Below are 12,036 nucleotides of genomic sequence, written 5' to 3'. Positions count from 1 at the left end.
GATTCTTAAAAGCTAAGCAGTTAAAGGCTCAGCCCGGTATTCGGTTCCATTGGCAATTAATGCAAAGGCGGTTCTAATCGTCTTATTTGCTAACGCAACCGCAGCACAACGCTTTCCTCGACGTTCGATTAACGCTTTTAGCCAAGCTTCTTTTTTCGTTCGGGGCTCTCGTCTGGATACCTGGCTACACACAGACATAGCCCCACTAACTAACGTAGCCCTCATGCTATGGTTTTTAACAAACTTCCCAACGCTGCCGAGTTTTACCTTACCGCCAGTAGTATGTTGAATCGGGGTAAGCCCAACACAAGCAGAAGCATCCCTGCCAGTGCGGAATGTCCCCATCTCACCGCACACTAATAACATGTACATATTGACGGCATTCATCGGTCCAACACCCTCTATTGCCATAAAGGTTCGACACTCTTCGTTCTGGGCAGCCAGTTGCTCAAGTGTCTTTTCATGCTGAATGATGACTTCTACCTGTTGCTGGTAAGTTTGCCAAGCGGCATCTAATGACGCTCTAAATTCATCGCAAAACCCGTTCTCAGCATCTTCGAGCGTTGATTCAATCACTGTTCGAATAGAGCCTTTTTTCGCGATACGGATACCAAATTCACGCAATAGTGCCCTAAGCTGATTCTCCATTGCGACCTTGTGCTTAGTGGCCAAATCTTTCATACGAACTATCGATTGCAACTCTTGTTGCTTAAACGTTTTTCCTGAAATGAACCTCACTTCAGGTAACTGGCTGGCTTGCACAACGGCAAGCGCATCATTTTTATCCGTTTTTTGATTTTGGCGAACCTGAGCAACTAATTTAGCGCTGATTTGCTTTGCATGGTGGCCCAAAGAATGAGCAGTTTGCTGCCAATAGTTGGCACTACTACATGCCTCAAATATGACAGTTACTGGTTTTGACTTAGCAAGCCAGGCGTTAAAGGCTTGCGGTGTCATCTCTTTATTGGAGAGCACCTTGTTACTCCTGACCACACAGACCTGGATAACATCATTTGCTAAATCAACACCAACAATTGTATTCTTCATACTATGGACTCCAACTAAGAACTATGTGTGACAACTAAGATCTTAACCTTTTCTCTTGGGGAGGGGGAGTCCAATTATCTCGTTCAGCCGGAATTTACGACGCTGGAGATAACGGCTCTGTCCCTGCTGCAAGACAGCAAGGGCAACCAGTATCGTTGAACGCGTAAGAAAGCTTCAAACCTCATGATCAGGTTTGTGTAGGTATTTCAGAACGGATACAGGAAAGAATCAATGCCCTCGGCGGCGAGATAGAGATAGAAAGCAGAGGCGGAGCCAGAGTTGTTATTAACCTGCCCGTAAAATCCGATAACACGCCGTTAAGCGAGGCACCCCTGTGAAACCACTTACCGACAGACGAGAGATTGATCAGGTTTACCGCCACTGGCGGCTTCAGCTTATGGCTATGATGTATGTAGGGTACGGCGTCTTCTACTTTGCCCGTAAAAGCCTGAACTTTACCATGCCGGCCATGCTGGCCGCCAACTCTGCCGTATCCATGTTTGAGGTGGGCGGTTTTCTGGGTTCACTGTTCGGGGGCTGGGGCTCGGACAGATTCTTCCATGGCAACCGGGCACCTATGAACCTGATATTCGCTATGGGTATCTCTATCTCAGTGGCCGCGCTCTGGTTAACCCCTCTGGACAACATTTATGTGCTCTCAGCTTGTCTGTTCTCCATCGGCTTCTTTATCTTTGGTCCGCAGATGATGATAGGCATGGCTGCCGCTGAATGTTCTCATAAAGATCTGGCCGGTACTTCCACCGGTTTTGTCGGTCTGTTCGGCTTATGTGGACTCCCCCGTGTCAACAATACCTTTGCATCTATTTAGAATTAATGCGTGCTTATGTTCGAGCTCTGTTTGGGTAGCTAACCCTGGCTCACTGATATTTACGCGAACGGCTTTGTCATCTCTCGTTCGCGAGCTATAAGCTCAGACCGTAACACTGACTAAAACCGCTGATTTTCATCTAAACTCAGCAATTGTATTGGTGATTCTTAAAAGCTAAGCAGTTAAAGGCTCAGCCCGGTATTCGGTTCCATTGGCAATTAATGCAAAGGCGGTTCTAATCGTCTTATTTGCTAACGCAACCGCAGCACAACGCTTTCCTCGACGTTCGATTAACGCTTTTAGCCAAGCTTCTTTTTTCGTTCGGGGCTCTCGTCTGGATACCTGGCTACACACAGACATAGCCCCACTAACTAACGTAGCCCTCATGCTATGGTTTTTAACAAACTTCCCAACGCTGCCGAGTTTTACCTTACCGCCAGTAGTATGTTGAATCGGGGTAAGCCCAACACAAGCAGAAGCATCCCTGCCAGTGCGGAATGTCCCCATCTCACCGCACACTAATAACATGTACATATTGACGGCATTCATCGGTCCAACACCCTCTATTGCCATAAAGGTTCGACACTCTTCGTTCTGGGCAGCCAGTTGCTCAAGTGTCTTTTCATGCTGAATGATGACTTCTACCTGTTGCTGGTAAGTTTGCCAAGCGGCATCTAATGACGCTCTAAATTCATCGCAAAACCCGTTCTCAGCATCTTCGAGCGTTGATTCAATCACTGTTCGAATAGAGCCTTTTTTCGCGATACGGATACCAAATTCACGCAATAGTGCCCTAAGCTGATTCTCCATTGCGACCTTGTGCTTAGTGGCCAAATCTTTCATACGAACTATCGATTGCAACTCTTGTTGCTTAAACGTTTTTCCTGAAATGAACCTCACTTCAGGTAACTGGCTGGCTTGCACAACGGCAAGCGCATCATTTTTATCCGTTTTTTGATTTTGGCGAACCTGAGCAACTAATTTAGCGCTGATTTGCTTTGCATGGTGGCCCAAAGAATGAGCAGTTTGCTGCCAATAGTTGGCACTACTACATGCCTCAAATATGACAGTTACTGGTTTTGACTTAGCAAGCCAGGCGTTAAAGGCTTGCGGTGTCATCTCTTTATTGGAGAGCACCTTGTTACTCCTGACCACACAGACCTGGATAACATCATTTGCTAAATCAACACCAACAATTGTATTCTTCATACTATGGACTCCAACTAAGAACTATGTGTGACAACTAAGATCTTAACCTTTTCTCTTGGGGAGGGGGAGTCCAATTATCTCGTTCAGCCGGAATTTACGACGCTGGAGATAACGGCTCTGTCCCTGCTGCAAGACAGCAAGGGCAACCAGTATCGTTGAACGCGTAAGAAAGCTTCAAACCTCATGATCAGGTTTGTGTAGGTATTTCAGAACGGATACAGGAAAGAATCAATGCCCTCGGCGGCGAGATAGAGATAGAAAGCAGAGGCGGAGCCAGAGTTGTTATTAACCTGCCCGTAAAATCCGATAACACGCCGTTAAGCGAGGCACCCCTGTGAAACCACTTACCGACAGACGAGAGATTGATCAGGTTTACCGCCACTGGCGGCTTCAGCTTATGGCTATGATGTATGTAGGGTACGGCGTCTTCTACTTTGCCCGTAAAAGCCTGAACTTTACCATGCCGGCCATGCTGGCCGCCAACTCTGCCGTATCCATGTTTGAGGTGGGCGGTTTTCTGGGTTCACTGTTCGGGGGCTGGGGCTCGGACAGATTCTTCCATGGCAACCGGGCACCTATGAACCTGATATTCGCTATGGGTATCTCTATCTCAGTGGCCGCGCTCTGGTTAACCCCTCTGGACAACATTTATGTGCTCTCAGCTTGTCTGTTCTCCATCGGCTTCTTTATCTTTGGTCCGCAGATGATGATAGGCATGGCTGCCGCTGAATGTTCTCATAAAGATCTGGCCGGTACTTCCACCGGTTTTGTCGGTCTGTTCGGCTTATGTGGACTCCCCCGTGTCAACAATACCTTTGCATCTATTTAGAATTAATGCGTGCTTATGTTCGAGCTCTGTTTGGGTAGCTAACCCTGGCTCACTGATATTTACGCGAACGGCTTTGTCATCTCTCGTTCGCGAGCTATAAGCTCAGACCGTAACACTGACTAAAACCGCTGATTTTCATCTAAACTCAGCAATTGTATTGGTGATTCTTAAAAGCTAAGCAGTTAAAGGCTCAGCCCGGTATTCGGTTCCATTGGCAATTAATGCAAAGGCGGTTCTAATCGTCTTATTTGCTAACGCAACCGCAGCACAACGCTTTCCTCGACGTTCGATTAACGCTTTTAGCCAAGCTTCTTTTTTCGTTCGGGGCTCTCGTCTGGATACCTGGCTACACACAGACATAGCCCCACTAACTAACGTAGCCCTCATGCTATGGTTTTTAACAAACTTCCCAACGCTGCCGAGTTTTACCTTACCGCCAGTAGTATGTTGAATCGGGGTAAGCCCAACACAAGCAGAAGCATCCCTGCCAGTGCGGAATGTCCCCATCTCACCGCACACTAATAACATGTACATATTGACGGCATTCATCGGTCCAACACCCTCTATTGCCATAAAGGTTCGACACTCTTCGTTCTGGGCAGCCAGTTGCTCAAGTGTCTTTTCATGCTGAATGATGACTTCTACCTGTTGCTGGTAAGTTTGCCAAGCGGCATCTAATGACGCTCTAAATTCATCGCAAAACCCGTTCTCAGCATCTTCGAGCGTTGATTCAATCACTGTTCGAATAGAGCCTTTTTTCGCGATACGGATACCAAATTCACGCAATAGTGCCCTAAGCTGATTCTCCATTGCGACCTTGTGCTTAGTGGCCAAATCTTTCATACGAACTATCGATTGCAACTCTTGTTGCTTAAACGTTTTTCCTGAAATGAACCTCACTTCAGGTAACTGGCTGGCTTGCACAACGGCAAGCGCATCATTTTTATCCGTTTTTTGATTTTGGCGAACCTGAGCAACTAATTTAGCGCTGATTTGCTTTGCATGGTGGCCCAAAGAATGAGCAGTTTGCTGCCAATAGTTGGCACTACTACATGCCTCAAATATGACAGTTACTGGTTTTGACTTAGCAAGCCAGGCGTTAAAGGCTTGCGGTGTCATCTCTTTATTGGAGAGCACCTTGTTACTCCTGACCACACAGACCTGGATAACATCATTTGCTAAATCAACACCAACAATTGTATTCTTCATACTATGGACTCCAACTAAGAACTATGTGTGACAACTAAGATCTTAACCTTTTCTCTTGGGGAGGGGGAGTCCAATTATCTCGTTCAGCCGGAATTTACGACGCTGGAGATAACGGCTCTGTCCCTGCTGCAAGACAGCAAGGGCAACCAGTATCGTTGAACGCGTAAGAAAGCTTCAAACCTCATGATCAGGTTTGTGTAGGTATTTCAGAACGGATACAGGAAAGAATCAATGCCCTCGGCGGCGAGATAGAGATAGAAAGCAGAGGCGGAGCCAGAGTTGTTATTAACCTGCCCGTAAAATCCGATAACACGCCGTTAAGCGAGGCACCCCTGTGAAACCACTTACCGACAGACGAGAGATTGATCAGGTTTACCGCCACTGGCGGCTTCAGCTTATGGCTATGATGTATGTAGGGTACGGCGTCTTCTACTTTGCCCGTAAAAGCCTGAACTTTACCATGCCGGCCATGCTGGCCGCCAACTCTGCCGTATCCATGTTTGAGGTGGGCGGTTTTCTGGGTTCACTGTTCGGGGGCTGGGGCTCGGACAGATTCTTCCATGGCAACCGGGCACCTATGAACCTGATATTCGCTATGGGTATCTCTATCTCAGTGGCCGCGCTCTGGTTAACCCCTCTGGACAACATTTATGTGCTCTCAGCTTGTCTGTTCTCCATCGGCTTCTTTATCTTTGGTCCGCAGATGATGATAGGCATGGCTGCCGCTGAATGTTCTCATAAAGATCTGGCCGGTACTTCCACCGGTTTTGTCGGTCTGTTCGGCTACCTTGGCGCGGCGCTGGCCGGTTATCCTGTTTCTCTGGTGATTGAGCAGTATAGCTGGGAAGGCTTTTTCAGTGTGGTTACCATTGTTGCTGCAACCGGCGGACTTCTGCTTCTGCCGTTTCTTAAAGCGCAGGATCCGCAGACTGAGCCAGATGCTGCCTGAACGATGTGAACCCAACCACAAAACCAGTTAACAATCAGTAAAACTAGGAAATTTTCCTAGATGACTAAAAATCCGTCTCATCCATTTTACCATTCTGTTTTTTAACATGGCGAAGAACCCTACTTCCAACCGGCGCATAAAAGCGAAAAAGCTGACGCCGGAAAACAAGAAAACAGAGGAAACAGAAGATGAAAGGAAAATTCACTCGTAACCTGCTTACCGCCTGCATCATGGGATCCGCTGCTCTCGCTGCGCCACAAGCACTTGCTAAGGGCCGCCTGGTGGTTTACTGCAGTGCGACAAACGCGATGTGTGAAGCGGAAACCAAAGCCTTTTCAGAACAATTTGACGTGAAGACTTCGTTTGTGCGCAACGGCTCGGGCAGTACTCTGGCTAAAATTCAGGCGGAACGCAAAAATCCGCGTGCTGATGTCTGGTACGGCGGTACATTAGATCCTCAGTCTCAGGCGGGTGAAATGGACCTGCTTCAGTCATACCAGTCACCTCAGTTGGACAATATTATCCCTGAGTTCCGCGATCCGGCTAAACGTAAAGGCAACTACTCTTCTGCAGTTTATATGGGCATCCTCGGCTTTGGTGTCAACACCGAGCGTCTGAAAGAGAAAGGTCTGGAAGTGCCGCGCTGCTGGAGCGATCTGACCAAGCCTGAATTTAAAGAAGAAATCCAGATTGCTGATCCGCAAAGCTCAGGTACGGCTTATACTGCGCTTGCAACCTTTATCCAGCTTTGGGGTGAAGATAAGGCATTTGATTACTTTAAGAAGTTAGACAAAAACATTTCACAGTACACCAAGTCTGGTGTGACTCCATCGCGTAACTCGGCTCGTGGTGAAGTCGCTATCGGCATCGGATTCCTGCATGATTACTCACTTGAGCAGTCTCAGGGCGCGCCACTTGAGCTTATCTCACCTTGTGAAGGTACCGGCTATGAAATCGGTGGTGTAAGTATGATCAAAGGCGCCCGTAACCAGGAGAACGCTAAGCTGTTTATCGACTGGGTACTGTCTAAAGAAGGCCAGCAACTGGCATGGCAGAAGGGTAAATCCTTCCAGATCCTGACTAACACTCAAGCGGAGCAGTCTCCTTACGCGTTGGACCCGAGCAAGCTTGATCTTATCAACTACGACATGGACACCTATGGTGCCTCTGACACCCGTAAGCGTCTGATCAAGAAGTGGGTTAACGTGGTTAAAATGGGCGAATAATCCCCCCTTCTGTGTTCTGCTTTCCCTCCCCTTTCCGGGGAGGGAGTATTTACTTCCTATTTTGTTATCAAGGTGACTAACATGTCTCAGCTAGCTGCAGATACGGGTATTGAGCTGCAAAACGAGAAGATTGGCCGTGATCCAGTGTTCTACTGGCTTGCTTCCATTGTTGCTGCATTTATTCTGTTGCCGGTCTTTTCTCTCGATTACGGGGTTTTTGAATCCACCTCAGATGAGTTTCTGGATGCCATGGGCTGGAGCAGTCAGAATGTTGCCTGGCTCTGGTTTGGCCTGCCTCTGTTTTTATTGCTGCGCCCGAAACTGGCTCAGAATAAATATAATAAAAAACGCCATTACACGGATATTGGCTATTCCGCATTTTGTATTCTGTTTACTCTGATCTCTTCCTGGGCCACCGGGCACGGTCTGGGCTACGGCACCATTTTGCTCTTTATTGCTCTGGGTTGTGTGATCACCTTTGCCTACGCACGCCTTGAGTATCTTGGCGGCGATGTCTTTGTTATCGGCTCTCTGGTCGCTATTATCGGCCTTATCACCACCTTTATTCTTTATCCGAGCATCGCCATTTTTGTGCCTATGTTTCAGGATGAGATGGGTAACTTTGTCGCCTGGCAATTTATTGAAATTCTCTCTCAGAGACAGATTGTCCAGATCATTATGAACTCAATGATGCTGGGAACCTCTGTTGGTGTGACGGCGACCTTCTTCGGTCTGATTTTCGCAATCTATTCAACCCGGATTGCGGTGCGCTCTGCCTTTATCGCCAGAATCTTTTCCATTCTGCCAATTGTCACACCGCCGTTTGTGGTTGGTCTTGGTGTTACCCTTATGCTGGGCCGCTCAGGCTACATAACCGATATTATGGTGGACTGGTTTGGTCTTGAGCACACCAACTGGCTGTACGGCTTTACAGGGATCTGGATGGCACAGGTGCTGGCCTTCGCGCCTATGTCCTTTATGATTCTGGATGGTGCCATGAAGTCACTGCATCCGTCGCTGGAAGAGGCTTCTTATACGCTGCGTGCAAACCGTTATCAGACCTTTTTTAACGTGGTGATCCCGCTGCTGAAGCCTGCACTGGCCAACTCCTTCCTGATCATCTTTGTTCAGTCACTGGCGGACTTCAGTAACCCGCTGGTACTTGGCGGCAGTTTTGATGTGCTGGCCACTCAGATCTACTTCTATATTGCAGGTGCACAGCTGGATTATGCATCGGCCAGTACGCTTGGTGCGGTTCTGCTGATCTTCTCTCTGGCTATCTTTGTGATTCAGTATCTGTGGATTGGTAAGCGCTCCTACGTCACCATCTCGGGTAAATCTTACCGTGGTGATGTGCAGCCACTTCCGGACAGCCTGCGTATCTTTGTATCTGCTACGCTCTATGTCTGGATGGCCTTTAACGTGCTGCTGTACGGAAGCATTGTTTACGGAAGCTTTACCGTAAACTGGGGCGTAGATTACACCCTGACTCTGGCTAACTATGTGAACCTGTTTGGTATGGGATTCGGTGAAGGCGCATGGCCATCGCTAATCAGTACCATGACTTATGCGGGTATCGCAGCGCCAATCACGGCAACCTTCGGTCTGTTAATCGCCTATATCGTTGTGCGTCAGCAGTTCCACGGTAAGAAAGTGGTGGAGTTTGTGACCATGCTCTGCTTCGCGGTACCAGGTACCGTTGCCGGTGTTTCTTACATCCTGGCCTTTAACGATGCTCCGGTTTATCTGACAGGTACTGCTGCCATTGTGGTTATCTCCATGGTGATGCGTAACGTTCCTGTGGGTATCCGCGCCGGTCTGGGACAGCTGGACAAATCTCTGGATGAGGCTTCACTGAGTCTTCGGGCTGACTCCTTTAAGACCATCATGAATATCCTGATCCCTCTGCTGAGACCGGCGATCCTCTCTTCGCTGATCTACAGCTTTGTGCGCGCCATGACAACGGTTAGCGCCATTATATTCCTGGTGACACCGGAGACCCGCGTTGCCACCTCGTACATTCTTAACCGGGTGGAAGACGGCGAATACGGTATTGCCATCGCCTATGGCTCGCTGCTGATATTTGTCATGCTTGCCATCATTCTGACTTTCGACTTCCTTGTGGGAGAAGCCCGCATATCCCGCTCTAAAGCCAAGCACCAAGATTAGGTCTGGAGAATTTTTAAATGAAAAAGAATAGCTTTGTAGTTCTGAAAAATATTTGTAAACGCTTCGGCGATAATACGGTAATTGGCAACCTGGATCTTGAGATTGAAAAAGGCAAGCTGATCACCCTGCTCGGCCCATCCGGCTGCGGTAAAACCACGGTACTTCGCCTGGTTGCCGGACTGGAGAAACCCTCCAGCGGACAGATCTTTATTGATGGTGAGGATGTCACAAACACCTCTATCCAGCATCGTGATATCTGTATGGTGTTCCAGTCCTATGCCCTGTTTCCGCATATGTCGCTGTATGAAAACGTCGCTTACGGTCTGAAAATGCTTAAGCTTCCTGCGGATGAAATTAAGCAGCGGGTGGACGAAGCACTAAAGCTTGTAGACCTTGAAGGCATGGGCAACCGCTTTGTGGACCAGATCTCTGGCGGTCAGCAGCAGCGCGTTGCCCTGGCAAGGGCGCTGGTGCTTAAACCTAAGGTTCTGCTGTTCGATGAGCCGCTGAGTAACCTTGATGCTAACCTACGCCGCAATATGCGTGAAACCATTCGCGAACTTCAGCAACGCTTTAATATCACCTCGCTTTACGTGACTCATGATCAGTCAGAAGCCTTTGCCGTATCAGATACAGTTATCGTAATGAAAGATGGCGATATCATGCAGCAAGGGACACCGGATGAGCTGTACCGCTCACCAGCGTCCATGTTTATGGCCAACTTTATGGGTGATGCCAACATTTTCACCGGTCAGTTTGAAAACCGTCAGCTGGACATTAACGGCTATAAAGTTCCGGTTGAAGACGCCACCTTGTCTACTTTCCCGGATGATGAGTATCAGGTTGGTGTCCGCCCTGAAGCGATTTTACTTGTCGGAAAGGGTGACGAGTGCCAGCGCTGTAAGGTGAAAGATGTGGTTTATATGGGCTCCATGTATGAAGTGGCCGTTGAGTGGCAGGATCAGGAGCTGCTTCTGCAGCTTAACTCTTCTCAGTTTGATCCTGAGATCTCAGATCACGCCTATCTGACCATTGAACCAACGGGAATATTCCTGCTGCCGAAAGCTGCGTAAACGATTCAGGGGACGATTAGCTCCCCTGATTTTCTCCAAATACCTGAAACTCAGCAGGCAGGCCTGTTTTGTATATCCAACTGGTGCCACTTTTATCTCTGCAAGCTGGTCAATCTGCACCTCATCATGCAACTTCAGCCCCAGAATCTCTACCTGCCGGGAAGTCAGCTCCATGTATTACTCCTGAAAAAATAGTGAAGGATCATCAGTAATGATATTACTCACTCCAATTTGTTCAAAATCGTTTCTCTTCTCTGGGTTATTCATGGTCCAGATATTTAACTCATAGCCCGCTGCCAATATGGCTTCTGCCATGGGTTGAGTCAGTATTTTCTGATTCACATGCACGCTGTACATATCTAAGCGGGCCAGCTCTTGCAGGTAGTCCGTTGTCTCTTCTTCTGTGATATAGCCGATACGGATCTCAGGTAATGCCTGCTTTATTTCCTCTATTGCTCCCTTAGAGAAGCTGGAAATCAGAAGCTGACCGGCAGGAAAACTGCTCTGACGGATAACAGTGGCGACAGATTTGACCAGAGCTTCTACCTGACTTTCACAATGCACCTTAAGCTCCAGGTTGATGCCAACCTGATTCTCAGCGCAGAATACCAGCAGCTCTTCAAGTGTTGGGATCGGCTCTTTACTAAACTCCGGCCCGAACCAGCTACCGGCATCAAGCTTTTTCAGCTCCCGCAGTGTCAGCTCAGCAACCTGTCCTTCTCCGTCGGTGCAGCGGGCAACTGAAGCATCGTGAGTTATCACAGGTACGCCATCGGCACTTAACTGGGTATCAACCTCTATCCAGCTAACCCCGGCTTTAACCGCCGCCCTTACGCCCGCAAGTGTGTTTTCCGGCGCTAAAGCTGCTGCGCCCCGGTGACCCATTATCATCTTTTTCCCTCTGCCTTTTTTCATTTGAAGATATCTGGATTTCGTACTAAATCATACAAAGTGATCTCTCAAAAACAACAATATACCCCTTATGTGACAACAGTATTTATGAGCCTGTTATCAGGATCGCAACATTCATATGAACATAGAAATGCTCATATGAATACATGAGAAAATCATATATGGTAACTTGCATAAAAACTCTAACAACGACAAGTAGTGACCAACAAGGACACGTTACTTCTGACCTATTCCGAGTGGCTGGTCATGTTCCTGCCAAACCTGCTCTAAGCTGTGGGGTGACTTATGAATTTTGTGCCGAACCAACTGGACGATAGCTGGAAGCAGGTGGACTGGGTGTTGACCGACGTGGACGATACACTGACCTGGCACGGCCGCCTGCCTCCGGAAACATTAGTTGCTCTGGATAAGCTGCAAAAATCGGGCGTTAAGGTGGTTGCGGTAACCGGAGCCTGCGCCGGTTGGTGCGATCAGATTGCCCAGCTCTGGCCTGTGGACGCGGTGCTGGGAGATTCCGCCATCCGTGGTGATGTCTGAACCGGGAGGATACGGTTTCGCTGAATTTGCAGAGCAGTTGATCAAGA

The 12,036-nt window shown here is 48.3% G+C and carries 8 protein-coding genes and 3 pseudogenes; 7 read left to right on the top strand and 4 right to left on the bottom strand.

Annotation, left to right across the window (positions count from 1 at the left end):
• Positions 1-12: 12 nt before the first annotated feature.
• Positions 13-1,047: an IS110 family transposase gene (locus L3Q72_RS05160; RefSeq protein WP_275131593.1), complete on the bottom strand. Its 1,035-nt coding sequence runs from the start codon at positions 1,045-1,047 to the stop codon at positions 13-15.
• 397 nt (positions 1,048-1,444) lie between these two features.
• Between L3Q72_RS05160 and L3Q72_RS05155 the strand changes: the two are divergent.
• Positions 1,445-1,871, top strand: a pseudogene (locus tag L3Q72_RS05155) (MFS transporter); the annotation flags it as partial.
• Positions 1,872-2,050: 179 nt separating this feature from the next.
• Here the strand turns inward: L3Q72_RS05155 and L3Q72_RS05150 are convergent.
• Complete coding sequence (locus L3Q72_RS05150; protein WP_275131593.1) at positions 2,051-3,085, bottom strand: IS110 family transposase; 1,035 nt, start codon at positions 3,083-3,085, stop codon at positions 2,051-2,053.
• Between the two features lie 397 nt (positions 3,086-3,482).
• Here L3Q72_RS05150 and L3Q72_RS05145 point away from each other — a divergent pair.
• Positions 3,483-3,909: pseudogene (locus L3Q72_RS05145) on the top strand (MFS transporter); the annotation flags it as partial.
• Positions 3,910-4,088: 179 nt separating this feature from the next.
• Here the strand turns inward: L3Q72_RS05145 and L3Q72_RS05140 are convergent.
• A complete protein-coding gene (locus tag L3Q72_RS05140; RefSeq protein WP_275131593.1) occupies positions 4,089-5,123 on the bottom strand; it encodes an IS110 family transposase in 1,035 nt (344 codons plus the stop codon).
• Positions 5,124-5,520: 397 nt separating this feature from the next.
• Here L3Q72_RS05140 and L3Q72_RS05135 point away from each other — a divergent pair, with 397 nt between their 5' ends.
• The 4 genes from L3Q72_RS05135 to fbpC all read left to right on the top strand — a co-directional run bounded on the left by L3Q72_RS05135 (position 5,521) and on the right by fbpC (position 10,540).
• Positions 5,521-6,072 carry an MFS transporter gene (locus L3Q72_RS05135; RefSeq protein ID WP_342752168.1) on the top strand — a complete coding sequence of 184 codons (552 nt, stop codon included), beginning with the start codon at positions 5,521-5,523 and terminating at the stop codon, positions 6,070-6,072.
• 188 nt (positions 6,073-6,260) lie between these two features.
• Complete coding sequence (locus tag L3Q72_RS05130) at positions 6,261-7,298, top strand: ABC transporter substrate-binding protein (RefSeq protein ID WP_275131592.1); 1,038 nt, start codon at positions 6,261-6,263, stop codon at positions 7,296-7,298.
• A gap of 81 nt (positions 7,299-7,379) precedes the next feature.
• Entirely contained in the window at positions 7,380-9,467 is a 2,088-nt protein-coding gene (locus tag L3Q72_RS05125) for an iron ABC transporter permease (RefSeq protein WP_275131591.1), read from the top strand.
• Positions 9,468-9,484: 17 nt separating this feature from the next.
• Complete coding sequence (fbpC, locus tag L3Q72_RS05120) at positions 9,485-10,540, top strand: ferric ABC transporter ATP-binding protein (protein ID WP_275131590.1); 1,056 nt, start codon at positions 9,485-9,487, stop codon at positions 10,538-10,540.
• A 177-nt stretch (positions 10,541-10,717) separates the two neighbouring features.
• Here the strand turns inward: fbpC and L3Q72_RS05115 are convergent, their stop codons facing one another.
• Positions 10,718-11,455, bottom strand: coding sequence for a glycerophosphoryl diester phosphodiesterase (locus tag L3Q72_RS05115; RefSeq protein ID WP_275131589.1), 738 nt, complete (start codon positions 11,453-11,455; stop codon positions 10,718-10,720).
• Positions 11,456-11,737: 282 nt separating this feature from the next.
• Here L3Q72_RS05115 and L3Q72_RS05110 point away from each other — a divergent pair.
• Positions 11,738-11,968: pseudogene (locus tag L3Q72_RS05110) on the top strand (HAD hydrolase family protein); the annotation flags it as partial.
• Positions 11,969-12,036 lie beyond the last annotated feature (68 nt).

This window comes from Vibrio sp. JC009 (assembly GCF_029016485.1).
GTDB lineage: Bacteria > Pseudomonadota > Gammaproteobacteria > Enterobacterales > Vibrionaceae > Vibrio.
This window is presented reverse-complemented; position numbering and strand designations above follow the sequence as displayed.

What these genes read in the sequence shown, in the direction of transcription:
- L3Q72_RS05160 (WP_275131593.1), bottom strand. Translation starts at nt 1,047, where the DNA reads ATGAAGAATACAATTGTTGGTGTTGATTTAGCAAATGATGTTATCCAG.
- L3Q72_RS05150 (WP_275131593.1), bottom strand. Translation starts at nt 3,085, where the DNA reads ATGAAGAATACAATTGTTGGTGTTGATTTAGCAAATGATGTTATCCAG.
- L3Q72_RS05140 (WP_275131593.1), bottom strand. Translation starts at nt 5,123, where the DNA reads ATGAAGAATACAATTGTTGGTGTTGATTTAGCAAATGATGTTATCCAG.
- L3Q72_RS05135 (WP_342752168.1), top strand. Translation starts at nt 5,521, where the DNA reads ATGGCTATGATGTATGTAGGGTACGGCGTCTTCTACTTTGCCCGTAAA.
- L3Q72_RS05130 (WP_275131592.1), top strand. Translation starts at nt 6,261, where the DNA reads ATGAAAGGAAAATTCACTCGTAACCTGCTTACCGCCTGCATCATGGGA.
- L3Q72_RS05125 (WP_275131591.1), top strand. Translation starts at nt 7,380, where the DNA reads ATGTCTCAGCTAGCTGCAGATACGGGTATTGAGCTGCAAAACGAGAAG.
- fbpC (WP_275131590.1), top strand. Translation starts at nt 9,485, where the DNA reads ATGAAAAAGAATAGCTTTGTAGTTCTGAAAAATATTTGTAAACGCTTC.
- L3Q72_RS05115 (WP_275131589.1), bottom strand. Translation starts at nt 11,455, where the DNA reads ATGAAAAAAGGCAGAGGGAAAAAGATGATAATGGGTCACCGGGGCGCA.